Origin of the sequence: Streptomyces sp. NBC_01433 (assembly GCF_026340105.1) — a bacterium.
In the GTDB taxonomy this organism is placed as follows: domain Bacteria; phylum Actinomycetota; class Actinomycetes; order Streptomycetales; family Streptomycetaceae; genus Streptomyces.
The window spans coordinates 2,684,996-2,709,739 of the sequence record NZ_JAPEPM010000001.1; the positions used below are offsets into that span (position 1 = coordinate 2,684,996).

Sequence of the window (24,744 nt, forward strand, 5' to 3'; positions counted from 1 at the left end):
GCTTGCGAGGCAGTTGACGCCGACTGGCGTGCTCATCGAGGACGGGCGCCTTCCAGCACGCATGTCACAGCGGCGGCGACGATATCGGCCGGCGTCTCGGTGCCGAAGGAGATGCGGTTGCCAGGCACCGTCGCGGTACCGGTAACCGCGATCTTCCAGCCTTCGCCGTCGGTCCCAGGACGGCCGAGCGAAGACCAGCCCAAGTAGAACCGGCCGTCCTTCGAATTGACGTGCACGTCGGCGCGGTCGTCCACAACCATGTGGAAATCCTCGGCGGAGAACTTATCCATCACGAGTGTGGGCTGGCCCGGGCCAAGCTGCCAGTCGCGCACTTTCAGGGCCTTGGCGGTGGTGGAGAAGCCGGGGCTCATGGGTGCCACGGTCACGGCGATCACCTCTCTGACCTGGGGTTCCGGAAGGTCGTCTACGTTGACATCCCTCTGCACCCGCTGGCCAGTATTTCGCGACTCTTTCCTGTCTGCCCCCGGCGAACTGGGGCACTGGCTCCTTTGTGGGATCTCAAATGCCGTTGGCCGTATCTCGCGGCCAACGGCTACTCAATGACCGATCGGCCACGGATCTGAGACTGACACCAACGCAGCGCCGGACGCACTGACCGGCAACCTGGCTTGGACGGAGGCAGCGGAGCGGGAAGCCCGGCGGCAGGGCACTGTGATGAAGGCCGTTCCGCGGACCGAGCCGGCAGAGCGACTCGGCTGCTCCGGCCGGCCCGGTTACCTGCCACCTCGGCGAAGTCCAGCAGAGGCGTGGAGGGCCAGAGGCGGCGTGAACCAAGGCCGGTCGGAATTCGCGGGTACGCGTGCTGAAGGGCACCGCCGATCCCCTCGGATGCGCGACCTCGGGGGGATCACAGCGTGAAGTCCCCTCGCCGGTAGCGGCCCATTAATTCCGACTAAGGTCGTCATCTATGCAGCGGCTGGTGCTCTTCGATCTCGACAACACCCTGATCGACAGGAACGGTGCCATCCAAGATTGGGCCGCCCAGTTCGCCGCTCGGTACTCCCTCGCCCACCACGCCTCCACGCAATTGGTCGAGTCGGTCCAGGAGCGAGCATTCCCGGCCACCTTCGAAACCATACGGGCGCAGTACCGTCTCCGGCCCTCCGTCGATTCGCTCTGGAGGCAGTACTGCTCCGACATCGCGGCGGCGGTCAGGTGTCCTGAGCGGGTGCTCGCGGGCATAGATGCCCTACGAGCTACCGGCTGGCGAGTCGGTATCGCCACCAACGGGGCGACCGACATCCAGAACGCCAAGCTCCAGGCGACCGGCCTGATCGGTCGCGTGGATGGCGTCTGCGTCTCGGAGTCCGTCGGTGCACGAAAGCCCGCGACCGCCGTCTTCGAGGCGGCAGCCGTAGCGTGTGGCTCCCGCCTCTCCCAAGGCGGCTGGATGGTGGGCGATAACCCAGAGACCGACATTGATGGAGGTCGTCGCGCCGCCCTACGCACAATCTGGATCCGCAACGGGAGTCCGTGGCCTGTTCGGCTCGCCGCACCTGATCATTGCGTACCCGACGCGGAAGCAGCCATCGCGCTGCTGCTGGCCGATGACTGTTCGAGGAGTGTGACTACGTGAAGTCCGACATCGCTGCGGTGGGGCTGCTGCATCCAGGCAGCATGGGTGCGGCTTTCGCAGCCCAGCTCCGAACCCGAGGCACGACCGTCCTCTGGTGTCCTGCCGGCCGCAGCGATGCTTCCCGGCAACGTGCGGAGCACGCGGGCATGGAGGCAGTCGACGATCTCGGGCAGCTCCTACGGCGCGTTGACCTGGTCATCTCCTTGTGCCCGCCGGCCGCCGCCGAGGAGGTCGCAGCAGCTGTGGCCGAGCACGGTTTCCGGGACGGGACGTACGTCGAGGCCAACGCGATCACTCCGCAGAGGGTCCGAGCTGTCGCCGCCTGCCTGCCTGATGCAGCCGTTATCGATGGTTCTGTCGTCGGCTCTCCTCCTGTAGGGGGAAGGCAGCCAACGCTGTACCTCTCAGGCCCCCCGCGGCACGTCACGCTGGTTGCCGACCTCTTCGAGGGGACCGATGTGCGCACACGCTCCCTGGGGACTGAGATCGGGCAGGCTTCCGCTCTGAAGCTCGCGTATTCCAGCTATCAGAAGGCGTCCCGCGTCTTGGCCGCCGTGGCATACGGGCTGGCCGACGTGAACGGCGTCGCGGACGAGCTCCTGCAGATCGCCGCCAAGCGCACCGGCAGCTATCTGACGGAGACGGACTACATTCCCAAGACCGCCGCTCGCGCCTGGCGGTGGGCGCCCGAACTGGAAGACGCCGCGGACCTGCTCGCCGAGTCGGGACTGCCAGACCACTTCATGCGGGAGATCGCCGCTGCCCTTCACCGCTGGGACGAGGTCCACGACAGGCCCGTCACCGTCTCCCGTGCTCTCGAACTGCTGAGTTCAGTGGAGGCTCGTCACACAGACGCGCGTACAAGCTGATCAATGAGGACTGCCGCGTCTCCAGGCGAGGAGACCTCGGTGTCCACACGGAGATCCCAGGCAGGGTGATCGTTGGTGGCGAGATCCTTCTCCGTCGCGTCCCATGCGGCGAGCCGGGCCTCCGTATCGCGATCGCCCCGGCTCGTCGAGCGGACGGCCGTGACCTCCCGAGAGCACCACACCAGCACTGTCGACCAGGCGGCGGGGTACTTGGTGGTCACCGCCTCTACGCCCGCGACCTGGCCGAGGTGGAGGATGGGAATGCGCCCACCCTCCATGGCCAGCGCGAGGCCCTGGCGGTCGACAACGTAGGTGTTTCCGTATCGGTCATTGCGGTAGATGAGGTCGCCCCGCCTCTCCAGCTCCGCCAGCTGATCCGGGGTACCCATCCGGTAACCCTCAGACTTCCCGCTGCCGATTTTGAGTCGGCTGAAGAGGACATAGCGCGAGTCGAGTTCGGCAAGAACTGCCGTCACTGTGTCCTTACCGGCGGCAGGGGGCCCGTACAGCAGGATTCCCTGGTTCATCAGAACACCGTTCCCAACACCTGTCGTACCTGATCAGTGAGGGATATCGCCGCGCCGAGGCGGTTGTCCACCACCATGTGGTCGACAACGGGACGTAGTTCGACGTCGACGGTTTTCACGTACTCGTCCCAGTGCTGAAGCTTCCAGCTGTCGCGGGCAGCGGACCGGAAGCTGATGTACTCACGCATCGTTTCCACATCGCACTTGATCCAGACTATGGAGACGCTGACGCCTCGGGCCTCGCATCTGTTGGTCAGCCGCTGGATCCAGCGGACATCCATCACTTCTGAGATGAACGGTGCTGTCAGCACCGTGCTGATGGAGCAGTCGATGTTGGCGTAGGCGGTCTCAAGTAGGCACTGGTACTCGAGGGGCCGCACCTGCTCACGGTAGAGCTCGGAGTGCCGGTCGTTGGGCTCGCTGCCCATCTCCACCAGAAGTCGCTCGACCAGGGGACGCGTGATGGGGTCCTTGTCGAGGACGGGCCATCCCGTGAGCTGGGAAATGAAGCGGGAGAACTCCGACTTCCCGCTGCCTGCGAAGCCGCCGACGATGAGCAGAGACGGGCGATGAGGATCTCCGCCCGTGTGCCGACGTTTCCACGCGTCGATGATCCGCTGCTGAACGTCGAGATCACCGCAGGCATCCGTTCCTGGCGTGAGCTGAGAGAGCGCCCGCTCGACAGCAAGAACGTGGGCGCCGTTGCGAGATTCCGTCGACGCCGTGAGCTTCAGGTGCGTGGCCTCGTCGGGCAGGGGGTGGCGGAATCCGAGCTCGGGTTCCGTGCCGCGGTACAGAAGGCAGTACGCGCGCCGATAGTGCGGACCCGGGTATACCTCGCCCTGCTCGTGCTGCCAGAGCGTCTGGAAGTTGGCTGCGGGCGCCGTGATTGCGGCCCTCGTAGCCACTTCACGCAATCGCTCACCGGCACGCTCGAGGGTTAATCCGTGTGCCTCACGCACCTCACGGAGCTTGTCCGGGCGCCATCCCGCACGGCTCCTTGCCACGTCAGCTACCGCCTGCCCATCGTTCAACATGATCGGGACAGTAAGTCTGCCCCGTGCGAAGTCGTGTGTAAGCAGATGTTGAAAAGTCAGGGTGCTCGCCGATGAACGGCCTCACTAGCCCGCCGTGATACACGGATGACCTGCACCCCGCTGTCATGGACCTTGTCAGCTCGCCAAGTTCTCAACTGGCGGCCAAATGCTACTGGTTCATGAAGGAGCTGAAGATGCTCGACATCGGAGAGCAGTACGGCGCATCGGCTGAATGGTCCGAGCGGCAGATCGCCTACTACCGCGCAAGGGCTGACGAGTACGACACCGCATACGCGGACCGTATGGGGATGCCCCAACTCTCGCATGTGCTCGATCGGCTGCCCATCAGCGGAGACGTCCTGGAGCTGGCGTGCGGCACCGGCCAGTGGACTCACCTGCTATCCGGGCGCGCCCGGAGCCTGACTGCGGTGGATGCCGCGCCCGAGATGCTGGCCATCGCGCGACGCCGCCTGGCGGGTTCGACAACTCGGTTCATCGAGGCGGACATCTTCAGCCAGGTTCCGGACCGCCAGTACGACACCGTTTTCTTCGCCTTCTGGCTCAGCCATGTGCCGCCCGCGTACCTGGAGCCCTTCTGGAAGGCCCTGCGGAAGGCTCTGAAGCCCGGTGGCTGCGTGGTCTTCCTCGACGACTCCCGCGCGAAGGCGGAGATCGAGGAGACGATCGAGGGACGTGCGGTTCCGACGGTGCGTCGGAGGCTCTCCGACGGGAGTCAGCACCTGACCGTCAAGGTGCTTTACGACGCCCGCGGGCTCACAAAGCGGCTGGACGCCCTGGGCTGGGAGTCTCAGGTCGAGCAGGTTGATCGCTACCACTACATCGGCGTCGCGCGACCGCAGGCCCACTCATGACCGGCATCAACGGATACCCGGCGTCCCCCTCGGTCCGCGCCGGCCGCAGCATCCGACTTCACATCGCCACCTCCGCGGATCGCTTCCGGCTCGACTTCTACCGCTGGGGCTCGACACCCAAGCACACAGGGCACGTCGAGTGGACCGGACGGAACGCAGCACCCGGACGGTACGACCAGGACTGGCAGTGGCCGGCCTACGACTTCCTCGTACCGCGAGACTGGCGGTCCGGCGTCTACATCGGAGTCCTGAGCACGGGGGTATGTCCGAGCCAGCCGGCCATGGATGCCCGCGAGGCCAGATTCCTTCTGGTCGTCACGCCCTCCGTTCCCTCGGGCCGCAAGGTCCTCTACAAGATCCCTGTTTCCACCTACCACGCGTACAACACGGCGGGTGGCGGAAGCCTCTACAGCGCCTCCCGGGTGACGCTGCGCCGCCCCGGAGGCGGTGTCGGCGGTCCGGTCAAGGGCCTGCCCGATCCGTACGACACCACGTCGCCTCGGCAGACGTTTGCGCACTGGGATGCTCCCTTCATCTCCTGGATGGAGGAGAACGGGATCCAGAGCGACTTCTGCACGGACCTCGACCTCGACGAAGGCCGGCTCCTTGGCGACGGATACCGCCTTCTGGTCTCCTCCGGGCACGACGAATACTGGACCGCCCAGACCCGTCGGAACGTGACTGCCTTCCGTGACACAGGCGGCAACATCGCCAACTTCGGTGCCAACAGCTGCTGGTGGCGAGTGAGTCTCGACGAGGATCGCTCGGCCCTGGGGTGCGCGAAGTTCCCTCCCGACGCCCCTGCCGGAGCGGACCCGGACAGCTCGTACGGCTGCCCTGACCACTGGTGGGAGTCGGAGCCCGAGAACGCCCTCCTGGGCGTGAGCTACCGGAACGGCGGCGGGCACTGGGACGGCCCGCGCGTGCCCCTCGGGTTCACCGTCACCGACGCGGACCACTGGGTGTTCTCCGGAACGGGCCTCAAGACCGGTGACACCTTCGGCCACGACAGCGCGCTCGTCGGCTACGAATGCGACGGCGCCGCATACGAGATCGACGGGCAGAGACGCCCGCGGCCCACCGGCCAGGACGGAACGCCCAAGGACTTCGAGATCCTCGGCATCGCCCCACTGCCCTCCGACTGGAACTTCGCAGCCCGAGAGCCGATGCCCAGCCCCCGCGCAGCCACCCTCGGCCTCTACACGGCGACCGGCACCGTCTTCACCGCCGCCACCACTGACTGGGCCCGGCTGCTCGCCACCGACCCCCAGGTCGCGGCCATCACCCACAACGTCATCACCCGGCTCGCCTGACGAAGGGATCGTCGTGTCCGCACTCACACAGCCGCTCAGCGTGGTCATCGGCGTCAACGGCATCGGCATGGGGCATTCCGTCAGGCAGAGCGTGATCGCCCAGTACCTGCGCGACCGCGGCCACCAGGTACGGATCATCACCAACGGGAGCACCCGAGTCGAGTACTTCCGCGACCTCGGCTTCCCCGCCTGGGACGGGTGGATGCCGACGCTCCTTGCCCGCGACGACCGCATCCACGCGGCCGACGCCTTACGCACCAACATCCGGCAGACTCCCGCCGGCATCAGCCGACACCTGCGCCTGCGCCGGACCATCAGGGAAACCGGCGTCCCGGACGTCTTCATCACGGACTACGAGCCCAACACCCCTCGCCTGGCCTACCACTTCGGCAAACCACTCATCTCGGTCGACCAACAGAGCAAATACCGGCACCTCGACCTGCCGCCGGTTGGCCGGTACGCCCGCACTGCCGACGAGCAGCGACTGCGTTACTTCGCACCTCGCGCCGACCGATCCTTCATCTGCTCCTATGTCCCTCTGGAGGCAGACGATCAGAAGCTGGAGTTCATCGCCCCCGTCGTCCCGGACTTCGTCCGCTCCGCCCGAGTCACGACCGAACCGGTGACCACGGCCTACTTCTCGCGGTACTTCAACCACGGCCCTGAAGACTCCGTCCGCACCCTCGCCGACGTCTTCCGGCAGTACGTCCCCGACCGGACCCTGCGGATCTACGCCCACTCCGACGAGATCGAAACCCTGCGTCAGTACGCCGACGACAAGATCGAGATCTGCCCCTTCGACCGCCAGGCGTTCATCTCCGACCTGGCGCGCTCCGAGGCCGTCTTTTCGAACGCCGGCTTCAACCTCATCAGCGAAGCCTTCGTCCTCGGAAAGCCGGTCCACCTGGTGCCGTTGCCGACGTACGACCAGCACTGGTGCGCCAAGGTGGTCCACGATGCGGAGCTCGGCACCACCGCTCCATGGATCGACCGCGGAGCAGTACTCGACTTCCTCAACCGGACCCAGGAGATTCGCGCCAACGTCGAACGTCATCGGGACCAGCACCTCATCCAAGACCCCCGGAAGCGAATCGCCTCCTACCTGGAGACCATGCCCGCGACCATTGGTCGAGTCTCCTACTCGCCGGTCCGGTAGACGGCCATGGAGCTGCCTGCGCTTCCCGCGTACGTGACCACCGCCTTGGTCGTGGCGACCGTCGTGATCTGCTACCGCTTCGTCGTCTCTCCGGCAGTGCGTGCACTGTCCTTTCGGCCTACGGCCGCGCGAGCGACGCTCGCGACCGCCGTTCCCTCCGCCCTGCTGGCCTTCCTCCCCGCGCCCGACCCGGGCCCCTTTCGCTGGTTCGTTGTGTTCGTGATCGCTCTGCTCACCTGGCAGGGCACCACGAGCGACTACGACGTGACCCAGGCCATCGGCCCACAGCGCCGGGCCAAAGCGGTGCTCTTGCTCCTCGGACTGGCTTGCTGCTTCTGGACACCGGCCCTCTTGCCGTGGCTCGCTGTCTACTGCGGCCGATTGCACGGTTGGAAGCACCACGCGATGATGCCGCTGCGTCTTCTCAAGGCGTACCTCACGTGGTTCGTCGTGGCGACGGTCCTCAGCACTTCTGGGCCCGCGACGGGGCTCGTAGTGACACTCGGCTGCGTCTCGCTCTCCCACTACGTCAAGCCGGCGTGGAGCAAGGCCCGGCTCGGGCCGCGGCCCTGGTCCTGGGCCTGGCACAACCGCACCCACTACCTCACGGCCTCCGCCTACTCCTGGGGATGGGCACGCTTCCTGCGCCCCGAGACCGTGATCGGCTTCCTGCGCCGCGCACGCTCCGCGGACCGTCCCTTCAACATCCTGACCGTGCTGGTCGAAACCGCCGGCCTCATCGCCTTCCACGACCGCCGACTGCTCGTCGCGGTCCTGGTCGCAACGGCCGTCTTCAACCTCGCCGTCGTCCTCGCGTCCGGCATCTTCTTCTGGGAGAACATCTGCACCAACGTCGCCCTGGCGTTGACCACCGCACTGCTCCCCGGTCCGGAGTACGCCGCGGCGTTCGGCTGGCAAGCCATCGTCATCGCGCTGCCCGTCTTCATCCTCAGCACGGCTGACCTGCTGTGGCAGCCGTGGCACCTGGGCTGGTGGGACTCACCCTTCACGGCCCGCGTCAGCTGGCAGGTGGACACAGTCTCCGGCGCGGTCCTCGGGCTCTACAACAACTTCATGTGCCCCTACGAGCGCGAGTTCGGCCGCGTCCTGGGCTACTTCCTCACCAGCGAACCCATCCTCCACGGTCACCTCGGCATCGTCTGGGACAGAGAGCTCCGCGACCGCCTCGTCCACGCAGCTGGTGACCCGGACGAGCTCCGCCACCTCAAGCAGACCTACGGCCAGGTGCAAGCGGACGACATACAGGCCCGCGAGCACATTGCCTTCCTGGCCATGATGTTCACGCGTCTCAACGCCGGTACGCCGAAGGGTCCCCTACCCCGGCGGCTGCGCCGGCTCAAAGCCCCCGGTGGCCAGCTCTACCAGTGGGGCGACCTTCCTCCCTACCGGGGTGAGGAACCGGTGCGCCGCATCACCATCCGCTACCAGGAACGCTGCTACCGCCCGGACACCGGCGGCTTCGCCCTCCTCGCCGACCACGTCGTGCAGGAGATCCACCTGCCCGCCCTTACGACCAACCACGGGAGTCCAGCATGCGCAAAGTCTTCATCGACTGCGGAACCAACCTCGGAATCGTCCTGAGCCGCTTCATCCACGAACTCCCCGACCACGACTTCTACGCCTTCGAGCCCAACAAGGAACTGCTGCCGTCCATCCAGCGTGAAGTCGAACAGGCATCGCACTCACCTCGCGTCGAGGTCTCGCACAGCGCGGTATGGACGCACGACGGGACGATGGACCTCTTCCTCGGCCACCACGAGAGCTCCACCGTGATGCCAGGGAAGCGCGTCCCGCCGGTGTACGACCAGCAGATCGACTACAGCTCACCGGTGCCGGTACCTGCCATCGACTTCAGTGCCTGGCTGAGTCGGACCGTCACACCTGACGATCACGTCGTCGTGAAGATGGACATCGAGGGTGCCGAATACCCCGTACTCAGGAAGTTGCTCGCCGACGGGACGGTCAACCTCATCTCCGTTCTATACATCGAGTGGCACTACGACCGCTTCCCCGCCATGAGTCAAGCCGAGCACGACCAACTCTTCGCCGCCGTATCCGAGTTCGTCGACGTCCGCGACTGGGACTGACCGGGAAGGGGAGTGAGCGCCATGTACGCGAAGCGCATCTACTTGATCAAGCACGGTGAGACCGAGGAGAACGCCCTCGCCATCCACCAGGGCCAATCCGTCGGCGGCACACTCAGCAAGCGCGGACGTGACGACATCCGCACTGTTGGCAGCACCCTCGCCGCCGCCGGCATCGCGGTCGACCAGATGCTCGTCAGCCCAATGTCCCGATGCCAAGAGTCCGCCGCCCTCCTGACCGACACACTCGCACCAACCCACGCACGCGTGGACCACCGACTGGCCGCGAAGAACAGCGGCCACCTTGGCGGCTGGCCCAGGGACCTCGCAGCGGCGGAGGCGGCACGCCAGGGTGTTCCCATCCACCAGCACCGCACGCCGGGCGGCGAATCATCCGAAGACGTACAGGCCCGCTACTTATGCCTGTGGGACGACATCTGCGCCGGATCGCACCGCACGACGCTCCTGGTCGGACACGGTGGCGGAATCGCCTGCCTCCTGCTGAAGCTCACGCAGCACGGTTTCGAGCACTACCTCAAGTACGTGCCCGGCTCGGGATGCCTAACATGCGTCGACATCCACGAAGGTGCCGCCCGAATCCGGCTGATGAACGTGCCGCCCGACGAGCTGGCCGGGCGCCTCACCGCCCATACCGCGCGATGAGGGCGCCCTCGGTACGGGCGCGAACGGCACCGTCAGGAGTCGCCGCCACCGAAGCGGGTGCGATACGCCTCCAGATCCTCCTCCGCGATCTTCGCGAAGAGGACCGGCGGCAGGGTGAACGCAGTGCCAGCTGGGACCGCGTCAAGGGACCTGGCCTGCTCGGCGCTCACCCAGGTCGCGGTGTCGCCTTCAAGGGCGAAGGCGCCCCGCATGGCGGCGGCCGAAGCCGGGATGAACGGCTCGGAGACGACCGCGTAGAGGTGGATGAGGTTCATCGCCGTACGCAGCGTCAGAGCCGCGCCCTCCGGGTCGGTCTTGATCTCCAGCCAGGGGGCTTTCTCCTCCAGGTAGGAGTTGCCGGCCGACCACAGGGCGCGCAGCGCTGCTCCGGCCTTTCGGTACTGAAGAGCCTCCATGTGCTCCTCGTACTCGGCCAGCAGCTGGGCGATCTCCTCGCCCAGCTTCTCCTCCGCCTGGCCGGCCGCATTGCCTGCGGGGACTTCGTCGCCGAACCGCTTCCGGGAGAAGGACAGCACACGGTTGACGAAGTTCCCGAGGGTGTCTGCCAGGTCCTTGTTGACTGTGGCGGCGAAGTGCTCCCAGGTGAACGACGAGTCGTCGGACTCCGGGGCGTTGGCGATCAGGAAGTAACGCCAGTAGTCGGCGGGCAGCATCTCCAGGGCAGCGTCCGTGAAGATGCCTCGCTTCTGGGAGGTGGAGAACTTTCCGCCGTAGTACGTCAGCCAGTTGAAGCCCTTGACGACGTCGACTTTCTTCCACGGCTCGCGCACCCCGAGCTCGGTGGCCGGGAACATCACGGTGTGGAAGGGGACGTTGTCCTTAGCCATGAACTGCGTGTAGCGCACGGTGTCGTCCGCCTCGTACCACCACGACTTCCAGTCGCGGGTCTGGCCGTCCTGGGCAGCGTCCGCCCACTCCTTCGTCGCACCGATGTACTCGATCGGAGCGTCGAACCAGACGTAGAAGACCTTGCCCTCGGCCGCGAGCTCCGGCCAGGTGTCGGCCGGGACCGGGACGCCCCAGTCCAGGTCGCGGGTAATCGCCCGGTCGAGCAGGCCCTCGGTGAGCCACTTGCGGGCGATGGAGGAGGACAGCTGGGGCCACTGTTCCTCGTGCTGGGCCACCCAGGCTTCCACCTCTTGCTGGAGCTTCGACTGGAGCAGAAACAGGTGCTTGGTCTCGCGGACCTCCAGGTCGGTGGAGCCGCTGATCGCCGAGCGCGGGTCGATCAGGTCGGTCGGGTCCAGGACGCGGGTGCAGTTCTCGCACTGGTCACCGCGGGCCTTGTCGTAGCCGCAGTGCGGGCAGGTGCCCTCGACGTACCGGTCCGGCAGGAAGCGGCCGTCGACAGGCGAGTACACCTGGCTGATCGCCCGCTCCTCGATGAAGCCGTTCTTGTGGAGCTGGCGCGCGAAGTGCTGTGTGATCTCGACGTTCTGCTGCGAAGAGCTACGGCCGAAGTAGTCGAAAGCCAGCTGGAAGCCGTCGTACACGGCCTTCTGTGCGTCATGGGCCTGCGCGCAGAACTCCGCGACCGACAGCCCGGACTCCTTGGCGGCCAGCTCGGCAGGTGTGCCGTGCTCATCGGTCGCGCAGATGTAGAGGACGTCGTGACCACGCTGGCGGAGGTACCGGGAGTACACATCCGCCGGAAGCATCGACCCCACCATGTTGCCCAGGTGCTTGATCCCGTTGATGTAGGGAAGCGCGCTGGTTACCAGGTGTCGAGCCATCCTTGGATGCTCCATTTCTTACGTACAGCGCCGGTGGCAGTGCTGCGGCGGGCCCAAGTCGGGAGGCGGCAGCAGACGCGACCACTCAGGTCGCTCAGTCGTGTCACCCACGGTGACCGGTCGGGTCTGCAGGCCGCCGCCATCGTATCGAACCCGGGTGTTCCCCCGGCGTGCTGTTTATCCCTCGGACAAGCCGGTGCGGAAAAGGCGCTCGGCCGTCCGAGACAGGCGGCCAAGCGAGTCTCGTACGGCCGAGGCAGTCCTCATCTTAGAACCATCGCGCCTCGGCCGATCCGCATGCACTGTCCTCACTCCACTCCAAACAGGTGGTCAGCATGATCGAAAAATCCGAGTCCCAGCAGCGACGCGTCCTCGTCGTGGGGCAGGGGTACGTCGGTCTCCCTCTCGCGGTCCGGGCCGCCGAAGTCGGGTACCGCGTTGTCGGCCTCGACGTTGACGCCGAGCGCGTGAAGCGGCTGATTGCTGGGGAGTCGTACGTCGAGGACGTTCCGGACGCGCGGCTGGGTCCGTTCCTGGCCTCCGGGGCCTATCGCCCGAGCCTCGACACCGCTGACTGCGCGAACTTCGATCTCGCGATCGTCACCGTCCCCACACCGCTCCGCGACGGGGTTCCCGATCTGGCGCATGTCGAGGACGCAGCGATGATGCTCGGCCGCCATCTCAGACCAGGGGCGACCGTCGTCCTGGAGTCCACCACGTACCCCGGCACGACCGAGGAACTCTTCGGCCCGATCCTTGAGCGCGTGTCCGGCCTGACTGCTGGCCACGACTTCCACCTCGGCTGCAGCCCCGAGCGCATCGACCCCGGCAACCGGGAGTGGAAGCTGGAGAACACTCCCAAGGTCGTCTCCGGCATCGACGCCGCGTCAGTAACAGCCATCCAGAACTTCTACGGCTCTCTCGTCGACACGGTCATCCCGGTCGCCAACTGCAAGGAAGCCGAGCTGGCCAAGCTACTGGAGAACACCTTCCGGCACGTGAACATCGCCTTGGCCAACGAGCTCGCGATGTTCGCCCACGACCTGGGCATCGACATCTGGGCCGCGATCGACGCCGCAGCCACCAAGCCCTTCGGCTTCATGCGCTTCACACCAGGACCTGGCGTCGGCGGTCACTGCCTGCCCATTGACCCGTCCTATCTCTCCTGGCGGGTCCAGCGAACCTTGGGCCGTAGCTTCCGCTTCGTCGAACTGGCCAACGACGTCAACAGCCACATGCCCGACTATGTGGTCCGTCGCCTCGTGGACGGCCTCAACAAGCGCAGTAAGTCGCTCAACGGCTCCCGCATCCTGCTGCTGGGGCTGGCCTACAAGGCCAACACCGGCGACGCCCGAGAAACCCCCGCAGCCCGAATCGCGGAACTGCTGACGGGTATGGGCGCCGAGGTCCAGGCCGCGGACCCTCATGTTGTGGATGACGCCCACCCTCGTGCTGCCGCTCTGGAGAACCTCCAACGTGTCGATGCCACCCCGGAGCACCTCGCCGCGGCCGACGCCGTCGTTCTCCTCGCCGACCACGACGCCTTCGACTACGCCTCGATCAACGCCCACGCCCCGTACGTACTCGACTGCCGCCGTCGGCTGGCCGGCGCCCACATCGACGCTCTCTGAAGGGAACCCCCGTGAACATCGTGATCACCGGCGGCGCCGGATTCATCGGCAGCAACCTCGTCCGGACCTTGGCAAACGACCCTGCGATCACCCAGATCCGGGTGATCGACAACCTCAGCACCGGGTCGAAGCAGAACCTCGCGGACCAGGACGTCGGCTTCTTCGAAGGTGACATCCAGGACGCGGCTCTCCTGGACCAGGCATTCCACGGCGCGGACGCCATCGTTCACCTGGCCGCTCTGCCATCCGTGCCTCGCTCCGTAAGGGATCCGCTGGCCAGCCACCATGCCAACGCGACGGGGACCCTCCAGGTCCTCGAAGCCGCCCGCCGTGCCGGCAACCTGCACGTGATCGCAGCTTCCTCATCCTCGGTCTACGGCGCGAACCCGTGCCTCCCGAAGCATGAGGACCTGGCCCCTGCCCCGATGAGCCCGTACGCGGTCACCAAACTCGCCACCGAGGCGTACCTGGGGGCGTACCACCACAGTTACGGTCTGCCGGTCCTGCCCTTCCGCTTCTTCAACGTCTACGGCCCCGGTCAGCGCGCCGATCACCCTTACGCCGCCGTCATACCGAAGTGGATCAGCGCCACGCTCGCGGGCCAGTCTGTGACTGTGTTCGGCGACGGCACACAGACACGCGACTTCACCTACGTGGGCACCGTCTGCCGCGTCCTCACCGACGCTCTGCTGCACCGGATCGTGGAACCCCGCCCCGTAAACCTGGCCTTCGGGACTCGCATGTCCCTACTGGACCTGATTCCGGAGATTGAGGCCGCAACAGGGCGCCGCGCCCGCAGGGCACACGCACCCATCCGCCTCGGCGAGGTCCCACATTCACAGGCCGATGGCACACGCCTGCGAGCGCTCTTTCCAATGGTGAGATCCATACCGATTCAGGGAGGGCTACCGGCCACAGTTGACTGGTTCCGAAACTCGATGACGGGCCCCACCCTCATCTGAGCTATGCGGTCGAGTTGCTGCGCCTCGGTGACCAAGCGGTGTGCCGCATCGACGACGGCCGGATCGTCTCTCGGGTCAGCCATCACTCAGACCGACTGCCCTCCGTGCTTCGAAGCGTCCGCGGATTCGGCGCTGGCGTCGGAGACTCCTGCACACGCCAACCGGGGCAACCAGCTCGAACTCAGCAAAAGCGGCGGGCCCGACCACGCCACCGTCGGGTCCGTCGCGTGTTCTCACCCTTCGGCTTCCGGCGGACGGAACGCATCCTTCCGAGGGTCCTAACTGCCTTGTCAGCGGCTGGTGTCAGACTAAACACCGCCCGCCCCAGACCGTCGTCAGGAGGACAGTATGAGCACCGCCGATCTTGGACCGCTGGTCATCACGCGCCGCAACGGAAGCGAGCCGATACGGGCTGACAGCGAAACTGTGGGCAGGCTCGGCGACTTCTGGAGCTGGGCATGCTCTGACCTGGCCAACAACACCATGCGCGGCGTCCTGGCCGAGTACCTCGTGGCCACGGCCCTGGGCGCCGCCGCCGGCACCCGCACCGAATGGGACACTGTCGACATCCGCACGCGCGAAGGTCGGCGCGTCGAGGTGAAGTCGACGGCCTACCTGCAGTCGTGGGCACAGTCCCGGCCGTCAGAGGTCTCGTTCGACATCAAACCGACCTCCGGTTGGGACGCCCAGACCGGCACTACCTCGCCCGACGTACTGCGCCGCTCAGACGTGTACGTCTTCTGCCTGCTGCACCACCAGGACAAGCAAACCCTCGACCCCCTGGACCTCGACCAGTGGACCTTCTACGTCCTGCCCACCCGTATCCTGGACGAGCGGTGCCCGACCCAGAAGAGCATCAGGCCATCCAGCCTCAAGCGCCTCAACCCGCTGGAGACCGACTTCACCGGCCTGCAGAACGCAGTTGCCTTGTGCGCCGAAAGCAACACGATAGCTTCTGGCCCAGCCTGTACGGGCGTAGAGGAGCCCCCTTACTGACTGCTCTCGGTGGTAAGCCTGTCGCGTCTCGGGAACCATCGATCTGTGGGTGCCCCGAACCCCCGATGTCCGACCCCTGACCGCCCCCAGCCATGCTTGCCGGTTCCTAGGTTTTGACCATTGACAAGCCGCTGTTGTCTACGCTGCGTGCCGTGGAGAAGCTCATATGGGTGGGGTTGGTCGGAGCCGACGTTGCCTACGTCGCCGTAACATTCATCGCGCAGTTGTTGTCGATGCTGTTGTCGCATCGCATTGACCGCTTCGAACGACGTCTGCACTCGATCCCAGACGAGCGCTACTTCACGGAGTTCACCACACCCGTGCTGGCCTTTGTGGGGGGCCTGGCCGGGGGTATCAGTACCAGCATGATCGGTGAGGGCCCGGGGGCTACCGTCCTCGGATTCGCGATGAGCACCCTCATCGTGCTCGCTGTGGCGCGCAACCAGTACAGCGAGGCCATCGGGAGGCGTCCGAGGTCGGTAGCCCGTGCACGCTGGCGGCAGCAAGCGGCGGAGTTGTCGCGCATCCTCTCCGACGGGTCGGTGCTGGCAGTCCGTGAACGGCGCAGGCTCCAGCAGCGGGCGGTCGCGCTGGGTGAGATCGGTTCACGCATCACAGCAGCTGTCCGCATCCGGACGTGGCGCGATGCATTTCATGCTGAGTCGCGCAAGAGCCAGGCAGCCATTGTCATCTCCGCCGCACTCCCGATCGCCGTTTCCGTATGGCCCTCGATTCGCCATGGCGTCTCCGGCAGCACTTTCCTGGGGTACGCGATCATGCTTGCCCTTTCGGCGGCTGCGGCTGCAACACCCGTGCTGCGCTGGGTTCAAGCGCGGAGCTCGCTCTTGGCTCTGGGGCACGAGCTGTCGGAGCGATCCCGTGACCTACTACAGCGGCTTTCGCAGACAGCGTTGCCGCGACCGAGGCTGCCCAGGGTTCGGCCGGCTACTGCTACGCGGCATTTAGTGAGACGGCGCGCTCGTTCTGCATGAGGAGGAGTCCTGGCCACCTCGTCCAGCGAAAATCAGGCGGGGCGCAGCTGGTTACGTACAGCAGTCTTGCACTCTCCCGGCCGCCAATGCCGTTCAGGGCTGCACCAAGGTCGGTCAGGATCAATCATCGCCTCGGCCCCCGACTGGGCCGAAGCTACTGTGCCGGCATGCGTGAAGTCGAGTACGAGAGCCACGGCGGTCCGCTTGAGGGCTATCAGCTGACACACAGTGACCACCGCCCCTGGCGGTTACGTCGAAAAGGGCGAGTCCCCGCTGCAAGCCTGCGTGCGCGAGGTCCACGAGGAGTTGGGCATCAAGCCCGGCATCGGCCGCCTGCTCGTCGTGGACTGGAGGTCCTCTACCTCTTCCACGGTGGCCGTCTCAGTGCGGACCACTGCCAGCAGGTCGCGCTCCAAGCCGACGAGCTCTGCAGCTACGACTTCCACCACATCGGAGAGTTGCCGGAACTCACCATCCCCCGCCTCGTACGCCGAATCACCGCTGACATCCAGGCTCACGCGGCGGGCCAGACCGTCTACCTAGAATACGGAGCGTTGCCAGTATCGGAGCCGTAGCCAGGGCGAGTTCAGCCCATCGTCGCAACACCTTGATGGTGAGGAGTCGCGACAGGCGTTTCAGGCAGCCCCAAATGGTGGCAGGCTTCGATCCGTTCACCAGCGGTTTGGTGGCCCGATTCGGAAATGTTGACTACCGAGTCAGGGCTTTATCCGTAGCGGAGCAATGCTCATTCAGGACGTCACGCGTCGGAGTAGTCGTTTTCGCTTCCCTCGTCCTCTGCGTCGTCATTCTTCCCAGGCTGTTTCGTTTTCGGAGCCTGATCGAGGACTTCCCCTGAGCGGTAGTAGCGCCGGGCGCTGGGGTAGGTCGAGGGGCTGTCGTCGTACATGATTACCCAGCCGAGCAGGGCACAGATTTGCCACTTGCCAGCCAGGTGCTGCGAGACAAAGCGGAACGCCTCGTCTGCGGTCATGTCACCTTCCGGGACGGTGACCATCAGCTGCTTGAGAGCGGTTGAAGTCTTGAAGCGGAAGAGGAACGGTATGCCGCTCTTGATATCTCGAAGCATCGCATATAGGGGCTGTGTACCTGGCGTCAGCCCCTCTACCTTGCGGGAGAGGTCGACCGGGAATTCGAGATCGAAATGATCACTCTTGATTGTGGTTCCGTCGCGATTGCGGCCCGGGTCGTTGTTGCCAAATCCGCGATTATTCCAAACGATCTTTCCAGTCTTAAGGTGCTGTTTGATCAACATCTTTTCCGGAGAGACCGAGGAGAGGTCCTCTTCGACAAAGAGGCACCGGAAATGCATCTCCCCTAGGGAGACTCCTTCCCGTCCAGACAGTTTGGAGAGATGGTTTTCCAGGCGCTCTGGAAGTGACTCGTCGGCCTTTCCGACATAGGTGAGTTCGCGAGCCTCGCCAGGTTTCTGACGGAAGAGCTGATATACGCCGGACTTGCTGGGTAGGCCGAGCAAGTCGGCCTGAGGGGCAAGTTTGGCCAAGTTCTCCCGAGTGAGGGGTGCGGGCTCTAGGCGGTTCAGAGCGGCGTACAGCTGTTTGCTCAGTGCCTCGGTGATGCTGAGGCGGAACTGATCGCTGAACTGGTCCGTCATGTGAGCACCTGTCATCCAAGAAACGCCTGATCGCGGTCACCCTATCCGGTGATCCTGGGAAACACGCGAGACAAGTTGCGGGATGTGTCGTCGTGATCACTAACTCCGCGGTATGCTTCCCTCATGTCTGAACTGCGAGAAGAGCGCCAAGAGGTGGGGACATGTGTCGAGCTGTTCGCTGGCGGCGGGGGGCTCGCGATGGCTGTACACGCTGCGGGCTTCCGCCCGCTCCTGGTGAATGAGTACGCCAAGCGGGCGTGTGAGTCTCTGGCGAAGAACCCGCCCAACCCTGACGAGCCGACGAAACGTTGGCCGCTAGTCCCGGGCGACGTGCGCGATATCGACTTCACAGACCTCGTCACGGACGAGGTCGACGTCCTCGCGGGCGGGCCGCCCTGCCAGCCGTTCAGTCTCGGTGGAGTTGCTAGGGGCATGGAAGACGAGCGGAACATGTTCCCGCAGATGTTCCGGGCCATTCGGGAAATGAAACCGAAAGCGATTATTTGCGAGAATGTTCGCGGTCTGATTAGACCGTCTTTCAAGCCCTATTTTGAATACATCTTGAACGAGATGAGCTTGCCCTTCGTGGAACGGGACAAGAATCATACGTGGGAAGAACACAACGAGATTCTTGAGAAGTTGATCGCCAACGACACGGTTGAGTTGTCGGAGCGGTATGTCGTCAAGGAGATGGCGGTTAACGCGGCTGACTATGGCGTTCCGCAGATCCGAAATCGGGTGATCATCGTAGCATTCCGTGCCGATCTCGATGTCGAGTGGGGCGAGTTTATGCCCAAGGAGACACATTCCGAAGAGTCGATGATTCACTCTATGCGTGAAGGCGGGCCTTATTGGGCAGGGCGGCATAAGAGGGTTTCCCCGGAAGTCCGCAAGCGCGTAATTGCCAACCTTCCCGAACTTGATCACGAGGATCCGAAGACCAAAGAGAAGCTGAAGCTAGAGCCGTGGCGCACGCTGCGGGACGCCATCGCGGGAATCGACGAGAACGAGGGGAAGCCGCTTCCGTACGTTACGGAGGATGCTGTCAAAGGCAAGCTTCCGGTGGGAAGCATCCCCGATCACACTGGGTGGCCTGCGGCTCGTATGTATACCGGGCACACCCCGAACGTGCTGGACCGGCCCGCGAAGACCGTAAAGGCGGGTGTGCATGGTGTGCCGGGTGGGGAATCCGTCATGCAGCTCGACAATGTCAACTTCGTCAACTTCGGGGGCGGAAACGGATACCGCTATATGACCGTGCGCGAGGCCGCGCGAGTCATGACGTTCCCGGACCATGTGGTACTCGAAGGCCCACGCGGCGAGAAGATGCGCCAGTTGGGCAACGCCGTTCCGGTCAAGCTGGGGAGGGTGTTCGCGGAGGCTGTGGCCAAAGCCCTCACGTCGGTTGGGGCTCTGGAGGACCCGGAGAAGCGGAAGTGAACGAAGCCGCGAGCGATCGGCAGAGACGTTGGAACGAGCGGATGCCGCCTGATCGGGCGTGGAAGCCGCGAGCGGGAATGAACCGGGAGTCGCGTGCGTCTGAACAAGACCGAGCTGCCGGCGGGCGTCATACGCGAGCGGTCGACGTCGGTGAGGGAAGGTACGCCCGCGCATCGGTCGCGCTGCGCCTCTACCGGAGCACTCGCCGAATCCGCGCTTACCTTCGGTGGTCACAGAGCGGCGAGACGCGAGAGCGGTACGTCGGTGAGGTGGACGCGGTGACCCGCGCCGCGAATTTGGCGCAAGCGTGGGCGATGGCGCGCACTGCCGGATACGTGACTACCGAGACCGTGCCGCCCGGCTCGTGGGCGTCGTCACCGGCCTCCCGTGCGGTCATGTCCGCGAACAAGGGGCGGGACACGAAGCCGGAGCGTCTCCTGCGTTCTGCTCTTCACCGCAAGGGACTTCGCTACCGCGTCTCGGCGCGGCCGATCTCGGACCTTCGGCGTACGGCCGACATCGTGTTCACCAAAGCCCGTGTGGCCGTGTTCGTCGATGGCTGCTACTGGCACGGCTGTCCCGAGCACCACCGGCCCGCCACCAAGCGAGCGGAGTTCTGGCAAGAGAAGATCGAGGGGAACCGCGCCCGCGACGCCGACACGAACACGGCGTTGAACGCGCAGGGGTGGATCGTTGTGAGGATCTGGGAACACGAGGACCCAGAGATAGCGGCTGAGCGGATCGACCAAGTTGTGAGGGAACGGGCAGATGGCGCCTGAGTTGGCCTTCCCGCCCTCCCCATGCGTCGGTGTCGGGAGAGAGATACCTTCGCCACTCTGGTGCGGCTCAAGAGAGGCGACGTTGCGCCCGAGCACGTGCGGCCCGCTTGCAGCCCAAACTGGGGCAGTCAGGGTCTCGACCAGCGCGTTTTCGCCTGGCTGAAAATGTCCTCCACCCCTTGATCCATCTCAAGAAGTACGGCGTTGGCGACAGCTTGAACAGTCGCTTCCCGACAGGACTTTGCTCCGATGTCAGTGCCATGCGGTATCTCTTGGCACAGGTGGATGACCTGGAGTCCTCCAGCCACACTTCAGATGGGAGCAGCGCTTTGTCGAATGACGCCGCAGGGATTCTGTTCGAGGAGATCGACCTCACGCCGTCTCCGCAGTTGCTGGAGGCGTTGGGGGACATCCCCTACAAACCGTGGCAGTGTCTGGCGGAGCTGATCGACAACTCCTTCGACGACTTCCTGACGGACCCGGACCGCAGCGAGGCACAGGAGGTCTGGATCACTCTGCCGAAGCCGACTGACGACGATCCGATCGTCGGCCTACTCGATAACGGGCGGGGCATGAGCCTGGAGATGCTGCAGAGTGCGCTGAAGGCTGGCTATAGCGGTAAGCGCCGGTATGGCAGTCTCGGGCTGTTTGGCATGGGTTTCAACATCGCCACGGCTCGCCTGGGCCACCACACGGAGGTGCGGACCACACGGGCGGGCGACCCGGACTGGCTGATCGTGGAGATCGACCTACGCCGCCTCGCGCGGAACGACAGTTTCAGGACGCCTCTCCGGAGGGAGCCCAAGCAAGACGTTTCCGATCACGGCACCGAAGTGATCGTCCGTCGTCTGCGCACCGAGATCGCCGAGGATCTCAAGAAGGCCAATCGCCATGCTTCGGTCCGCGCTGACCTCGGCCGCGTCTACTCGTATCTGTTGCGCGGCGAGAACCCGGTCCCTGGAGTTCCCGACGGCCCGATGGCGGGGCGCGGCTTCCGGTTGAAGGTGAACGGGAAAACCGTCTCGCCGAGGCTGCCTTGTGTCTGGTCGGCGTCGCGTACGGTGACCAAGGAAGGGCGGGAGATTGCCGCTGTTAGGGCTGTGGACATTCCCCTGGCCTCGGCGTTGGCGTGCATGAAGTGCGGCCACTGGCAGAGCCCGGACCTCGCGCTGGATCGGTGCGCGGAGTGCGACGGCGACGACATGCAGCTGCGCGAGCGCCGCATCCACGGTTGGTTCGGGGTTCAGCGTTACCTGGACGAGAGCGACTACGGAATCGACTTCCTGCGCAATGGCAGGAAGATCCGGATCGGGGACCGCTCCCTGTTCTCCTGGGAGAACCCGAACGACGGGTCTCAGGTCCCGGAGTATCCGGTGGACATCCCTGCTACTCAGGGCCGCATCGTGGGCGAGATTCACCTCGACCATGTTCCGGTGGGTTACCAGAAGACCGACTTCAACCGGGAGAGCCGAGACTGGCGGCACGCTGTCGTTGCGCTGCGTGGTGAGGGGCCGATGCGCCCGAAGAAGGCTAGGACGGCGGGATACCCGTCGAACACCTCGCCGCTCGGAGAGATTTTCAAGGGCTATCAGGAAAACCGCCCAGGTGTTGGTTGCCTGATCCCCGGCAACGGCAGCACGGCTATTCACGACACAGCTCGGGACTGGGGTGTGAAGTTCCACTCTGGCCAGCACCCGGAGTTCCTCTCGGACGAGATCTGGTACCAGGCGGTGCTGGCCCACGATGAGATCCGAGCCAATGGAGGGGCACCCACGCGGCCGACCACCAGTGGTGGGGTCGGCGGTCCCTCGCTGACGGGTCGCACGGGACTGACGCCTCTGGGCGGCTCGCCTACCGACGGCCACGATCTCGGAGGCGTGGCGCCCACACCGACACCCGCTCCGGCATCTGAGCCCGAGCCTGTGGAGACTGAGGAGCAGCGCTTCGAGCGCTACCGCGCTGATGCCCGTCAGATCTTTGATCTGACGGGCGAGGTAACCCTGCCGCGACTTGGCCGCAAAGCCGTGACGGTCTTTGAGACGCGCACCCCCTTGCTGGACGATCGCGAGCGGCCAGTTCCCTCGCTGGCGCGTCTGGGAAAGGGCGTGAGCCTGGAGGTGTTCGTCCATGGCGAGCACCTCGTCTTCCGCGAGTATGGACGAGATCCGCGCGACTACGCGTTGATGGAGATCGCACAGACGCTGCACGCGTTCGAACCGGATGGGCAGAAGGTAACAGCGGTCGCGGCTGAGGTCACACGACAGTTTTCCGACCAACGGGTCACCGAGTCAGCGCTACGCGACCGGGCTGGCTCGCTGTTGGGCCGAGTGCGCGAGCTGATGGCGCCCGTCGTCGCGCCGATGGCCAACGAGCTTTGGGAGGCGGTGCCAGAGGTGGTCAGGCTGCATGCCGAGCGGGACGCCGGGCGGGCAGACGCTTCTCTGGACTGGCCCACTGTTGTCAAGGACGGGGCTTTCGTGGCTCACTTGGACGCTGCCGGGATCGCGGCTGTCGTCCGGGTGCGTCCAGCCGCCTTCCTGGATGGAGCAGTGTTCAAGACGTCCTGGAGCGGCTGGTCGGACAGTGCGGTCAAGGACAGGCAGGTGGCGCAGACCGTGCGCCCCCTGGAGGTCGTCAGTGAGTTCCTGACCGACCCAGGTGCGAAGACTCGACTCGAGCTTTCTTTGGCACGGATCACCTTCGACATGCTCGACCAGAGCGTTGCCGGACCGGTGTGAGCGATGACCACCTCGTTCATGGCTCCCGACTTCCTGCGCTGGATGGGACCGTTCGGTTTCACTCGCCAGCTGGAACGGCTAGCGCTACACCTGGGCTTCACCGACGTCGTCAACATTGACGGTGCGAACGACCAGGGTGGCGACATTCTCGCTACCCGCGAGGGCCGCCTCTGGGTGTTTCAAGCCAAGTGGAAGGCAGGAGCGGCGGTGCCTCCAAGCGCCATCGACGAGGTCCTGGAGGCCAAAGCCCACTATGGCGCCGACCACGCCGTTGTGGTCACTAACAGCCGCTTCGGGCCGCTCACCCAGAAGCGGCGCGACAGCCTCGCGGCGGTCGGCATGAGAGTGGAGCTATGGGCGGGACAGGAACTGGCTGACCTCTACTCGGACGACCGATTCACAGCTGACCGGCTGCCCTCCCGCACGCTTCGCCCCTACCAAGGCGAGGCTTTGCGGGCAGTGATTGGCGACTTGCGAAGCGCCGACCGTGCACTGCTGGTTTTGGCAACCGGCCTGGGGAAGACAGTGGTTGGCGGCGAGGCCGTCGACCGCCACCTGCGCGAGAATCCCCGGGACAAAATCCTAATCGTCGCCCCGGCAAAGGATCTTGTGGAGCAGCTTGAGCGAGCGTTGTGGCACCACCTGCCCAAGGGCGTGCGCACTCAGCTCCTAACCGGCGACCACCGTCCTGACGACCTGCGAGGAGTTACCTGCGCAACAACAGCGAGTGCTCTCAGCTACGCCCGCGCCGGTTACCGCCCTGCGCTAGTCATGGTCGACGAAGCCCATCACGTCGCCGAGGACGGCCAACTGGCCGAGCTTCTTGATGTCCTCCACGCGAGTCAGATTTTCGGGGTCACGGCAACGCCCTGGCGTGGTGATCGCTTCGACATTCGCACACGCTTCGGCGAACCCAGCTACACGCTGGGTATCGAGGACGGCATGCGATTGGGTTACCTGTCAGAAGTCCGCTACCGGCTCTATGCGGACAACATCGACTGGGATTTCGTCCGTGGCGTCAGCGACCACAACTACTCGATCAAGGATCTCAACGCACGCCTTTTCCTCCCCGAACGAGACGAAGGAGTGCGCGAGAAGCTGATGGAGGTATGGGCGCGCACTCAGAACCCTCGCGCGGTGGTTTTCTGCCGCACCATCGAACATGCCGAACGATTGGCGGCGTTGCTCGCGAAGGTTCCGCAGTGGCGCGGTGCGCTCACCGTTCACGCCGGTCTCAACAAGCGGGAACGTCAGGCCCGACTGATGAGCTTCCGTAGCGGCGAGGTCCCGATCCTGACAGCCGTCGACATCCTCAACGAGGGTGTGGACATCCCGGATGTGAACATCCTCTGCTTCGCCCGAGTCACGCACAGTCGCCGGATCTTCGTTCAGCAACTCGGCCGTGGTCTGCGCCTGCGTCCGGGGAAGTCGCACGTGGAGGTCCTTGACTTCGTCAGCGACATCCGCCGCATCGCCGCTATCTTGAACATCCGCCAACAGATTGCCGAAGACGAAGTTGAGACCCTGCGCCTGCGGGAACGCGGCACGAGCTTCGACTTCGCCGACAAGCGCGCGGAGAGTCTGATGCGTGAATGGATCAAGGACGCGGCGAGTCTGGAGACTTCGTTGGATAAGAGTCGCCTTCAGTTTCCCGACCCGGCTGCCTTTGGGGGATGAAGG

The 24,744-nt window shown here is 65.0% G+C and carries 22 protein-coding genes; 17 read left to right on the forward strand and 5 right to left on the reverse strand.

From position 1 onward, the window contains the following. Window positions 1–32 precede the first annotated feature (32 nt). Window positions 33–386, reverse strand: a complete 354-nt coding sequence (locus OG413_RS12075; protein ID WP_266804995.1) for a DUF317 domain-containing protein — start codon at window positions 384–386, stop codon at window positions 33–35. Between the two features lie 542 nt (window positions 387–928). Between OG413_RS12075 and OG413_RS12080 the strand changes: the two genes are divergently transcribed. Next, on the forward strand, window positions 929–1,597 hold the full coding sequence (locus OG413_RS12080; RefSeq protein ID WP_266804997.1) for an HAD family hydrolase: 669 nt from the start codon (window positions 929–931) through the stop codon (window positions 1,595–1,597). Beyond that, window positions 1,594–2,466 (forward strand): DUF1932 domain-containing protein, encoded by an 873-nt coding sequence (locus OG413_RS12085; RefSeq protein ID WP_266804999.1) that lies wholly within the window; start codon window positions 1,594–1,596, stop codon window positions 2,464–2,466. Before OG413_RS12080 ends, OG413_RS12085 begins: the two co-directional genes overlap by 4 nt. On the opposite strand, the gene OG413_RS12090 is transcribed toward OG413_RS12085, so the two are convergent. Continuing rightward, window positions 2,442–2,993 carry a guanylate kinase gene (locus OG413_RS12090; RefSeq protein WP_266805001.1) on the reverse strand — a complete coding sequence of 184 codons (552 nt, stop codon included), beginning with the start codon at window positions 2,991–2,993 and terminating at the stop codon, window positions 2,442–2,444. The two genes, OG413_RS12085 and OG413_RS12090, sit on opposite strands and share 25 nt — an antisense overlap. Then, on the reverse strand, window positions 2,993–4,030 hold the full coding sequence (locus OG413_RS12095; RefSeq protein WP_266805003.1) for an AAA family ATPase: 1,038 nt from the start codon (window positions 4,028–4,030) through the stop codon (window positions 2,993–2,995). Before OG413_RS12095 ends, OG413_RS12090 begins: the two co-directional genes overlap by 1 nt. 179 nt (window positions 4,031–4,209) lie before the next feature. Here OG413_RS12095 and OG413_RS12100 point away from each other — a divergent pair, with 179 nt between their 5' ends. From OG413_RS12100 to OG413_RS12125, 6 genes are read left to right on the forward strand one after another with little or no spacing between them, the layout of a single operon-like run. Then, window positions 4,210–4,902 (forward strand): class I SAM-dependent methyltransferase, encoded by a 693-nt coding sequence (locus OG413_RS12100; protein ID WP_266805005.1) that lies wholly within the window; start codon window positions 4,210–4,212, stop codon window positions 4,900–4,902. Further along, window positions 4,899–6,215, forward strand: a complete 1,317-nt coding sequence (locus tag OG413_RS12105; RefSeq protein WP_266805007.1) for a N,N-dimethylformamidase beta subunit family domain-containing protein — start codon at window positions 4,899–4,901, stop codon at window positions 6,213–6,215. Before OG413_RS12100 ends, OG413_RS12105 begins: the two co-directional genes overlap by 4 nt. Before the next feature lie 13 nt (window positions 6,216–6,228). After that, window positions 6,229–7,371, forward strand: a complete 1,143-nt coding sequence (locus OG413_RS12110; RefSeq protein WP_266805008.1) for a glycosyltransferase family protein — start codon at window positions 6,229–6,231, stop codon at window positions 7,369–7,371. Window positions 7,372–7,377: 6 nt separating this feature from the next. Next, a complete protein-coding gene (locus OG413_RS12115; protein ID WP_266805009.1) occupies window positions 7,378–8,973 on the forward strand; it encodes a hypothetical protein in 1,596 nt (531 codons plus the stop codon). Next, on the forward strand, window positions 8,925–9,479 hold the full coding sequence (locus OG413_RS12120; RefSeq protein ID WP_266805011.1) for an FkbM family methyltransferase: 555 nt from the start codon (window positions 8,925–8,927) through the stop codon (window positions 9,477–9,479). Before OG413_RS12115 ends, OG413_RS12120 begins: the two co-directional genes overlap by 49 nt. 21 nt (window positions 9,480–9,500) lie before the next feature. Next, window positions 9,501–10,139, forward strand: coding sequence for a histidine phosphatase family protein (locus tag OG413_RS12125; protein WP_266805012.1), 639 nt, complete (start codon window positions 9,501–9,503; stop codon window positions 10,137–10,139). Between the two features lie 32 nt (window positions 10,140–10,171). Here OG413_RS12125 and metG read toward each other — a convergent pair whose 3' ends face one another. Further along, window positions 10,172–11,893 (reverse strand): methionine--tRNA ligase, encoded by a 1,722-nt coding sequence (gene metG, locus OG413_RS12130; protein ID WP_266805013.1) that lies wholly within the window; start codon window positions 11,891–11,893, stop codon window positions 10,172–10,174. A 335-nt stretch (window positions 11,894–12,228) separates the two neighbouring features. Between metG and OG413_RS12135 the strand changes: the two genes are divergently transcribed. The 5 genes from OG413_RS12135 (at window position 12,229) to OG413_RS12155 (ending at window position 17,017) form a co-directional block, all read left to right on the forward strand. Beyond that, complete coding sequence (locus tag OG413_RS12135; protein WP_266805015.1) at window positions 12,229–13,524, forward strand: nucleotide sugar dehydrogenase; 1,296 nt, start codon at window positions 12,229–12,231, stop codon at window positions 13,522–13,524. A gap of 11 nt (window positions 13,525–13,535) precedes the next feature. After that, window positions 13,536–14,486, forward strand: coding sequence for an NAD-dependent epimerase/dehydratase family protein (locus OG413_RS12140; protein ID WP_266805017.1), 951 nt, complete (start codon window positions 13,536–13,538; stop codon window positions 14,484–14,486). A 348-nt stretch (window positions 14,487–14,834) separates the two neighbouring features. Next, complete coding sequence (locus OG413_RS12145) at window positions 14,835–15,482, forward strand: hypothetical protein (protein WP_266805019.1); 648 nt, start codon at window positions 14,835–14,837, stop codon at window positions 15,480–15,482. A 113-nt stretch (window positions 15,483–15,595) separates the two neighbouring features. Further along, the gene (locus OG413_RS12150; RefSeq protein ID WP_266805021.1) at window positions 15,596–16,474 is read left to right on the forward strand and encodes a hypothetical protein; all 879 of its coding nucleotides are present in this window, start codon (window positions 15,596–15,598) and stop codon (window positions 16,472–16,474) included. A gap of 285 nt (window positions 16,475–16,759) precedes the next feature. Next, window positions 16,760–17,017, forward strand: coding sequence for a hypothetical protein (locus tag OG413_RS12155; protein ID WP_266810094.1), 258 nt, complete (start codon window positions 16,760–16,762; stop codon window positions 17,015–17,017). A 214-nt stretch (window positions 17,018–17,231) separates the two neighbouring features. Here OG413_RS12155 and OG413_RS12160 read toward each other — a convergent pair whose 3' ends face one another. Next, the gene (locus OG413_RS12160) at window positions 17,232–18,107 is read right to left on the reverse strand and encodes a GIY-YIG nuclease family protein (RefSeq protein WP_266805023.1); all 876 of its coding nucleotides are present in this window, start codon (window positions 18,105–18,107) and stop codon (window positions 17,232–17,234) included. 123 nt (window positions 18,108–18,230) lie between these two features. On the opposite strand from OG413_RS12160, the gene OG413_RS12165 reads away from it, so the two are divergent. The 4 genes from OG413_RS12165 to OG413_RS12180 all read left to right on the forward strand — a co-directional run bounded on the left by OG413_RS12165 (window position 18,231) and on the right by OG413_RS12180 (window position 24,741). Further along, complete coding sequence (locus tag OG413_RS12165; RefSeq protein WP_266805025.1) at window positions 18,231–19,547, forward strand: DNA cytosine methyltransferase; 1,317 nt, start codon at window positions 18,231–18,233, stop codon at window positions 19,545–19,547. A 278-nt stretch (window positions 19,548–19,825) separates the two neighbouring features. Then, window positions 19,826–20,326 (forward strand): very short patch repair endonuclease, encoded by a 501-nt coding sequence (locus OG413_RS12170; RefSeq protein ID WP_323137847.1) that lies wholly within the window; start codon window positions 19,826–19,828, stop codon window positions 20,324–20,326. A gap of 179 nt (window positions 20,327–20,505) precedes the next feature. After that, window positions 20,506–23,064 carry an ATP-binding protein gene (locus tag OG413_RS12175; protein ID WP_266805027.1) on the forward strand — a complete coding sequence of 853 codons (2,559 nt, stop codon included), beginning with the start codon at window positions 20,506–20,508 and terminating at the stop codon, window positions 23,062–23,064. 3 nt (window positions 23,065–23,067) lie between these two features. Beyond that, entirely contained in the window at window positions 23,068–24,741 is a 1,674-nt protein-coding gene (locus OG413_RS12180; protein ID WP_266805029.1) for a DEAD/DEAH box helicase family protein, read from the forward strand. Window positions 24,742–24,744 lie beyond the last annotated feature (3 nt).

Coding starts and splice junctions, on each gene's coding strand:
- OG413_RS12080 (WP_266804997.1), top strand. CDS start 929: ATGCAGCGGCTGGTGCTCTTCGATCTCGACAACACCCTGATCGACAGG.
- OG413_RS12090 (WP_266805001.1), bottom strand. CDS start 2,993: ATGAACCAGGGAATCCTGCTGTACGGGCCCCCTGCCGCCGGTAAGGAC.
- OG413_RS12095 (WP_266805003.1), bottom strand. CDS start 4,030: ATGTTGAACGATGGGCAGGCGGTAGCTGACGTGGCAAGGAGCCGTGCG.
- OG413_RS12100 (WP_266805005.1), top strand. CDS start 4,210: ATGAAGGAGCTGAAGATGCTCGACATCGGAGAGCAGTACGGCGCATCG.
- OG413_RS12105 (WP_266805007.1), top strand. CDS start 4,899: ATGACCGGCATCAACGGATACCCGGCGTCCCCCTCGGTCCGCGCCGGC.
- OG413_RS12115 (WP_266805009.1), top strand. CDS start 7,378: ATGGAGCTGCCTGCGCTTCCCGCGTACGTGACCACCGCCTTGGTCGTG.
- OG413_RS12120 (WP_266805011.1), top strand. CDS start 8,925: ATGCGCAAAGTCTTCATCGACTGCGGAACCAACCTCGGAATCGTCCTG.
- OG413_RS12125 (WP_266805012.1), top strand. CDS start 9,501: ATGTACGCGAAGCGCATCTACTTGATCAAGCACGGTGAGACCGAGGAG.
- metG (WP_266805013.1), bottom strand. CDS start 11,893: ATGGCTCGACACCTGGTAACCAGCGCGCTTCCCTACATCAACGGGATC.
- OG413_RS12135 (WP_266805015.1), top strand. CDS start 12,229: ATGATCGAAAAATCCGAGTCCCAGCAGCGACGCGTCCTCGTCGTGGGG.
- OG413_RS12145 (WP_266805019.1), top strand. CDS start 14,835: ATGAGCACCGCCGATCTTGGACCGCTGGTCATCACGCGCCGCAACGGA.
- OG413_RS12160 (WP_266805023.1), bottom strand. CDS start 18,107: ATGACGGACCAGTTCAGCGATCAGTTCCGCCTCAGCATCACCGAGGCA.
- OG413_RS12165 (WP_266805025.1), top strand. CDS start 18,231: ATGTCTGAACTGCGAGAAGAGCGCCAAGAGGTGGGGACATGTGTCGAG.
- OG413_RS12180 (WP_266805029.1), top strand. CDS start 23,068: ATGACCACCTCGTTCATGGCTCCCGACTTCCTGCGCTGGATGGGACCG.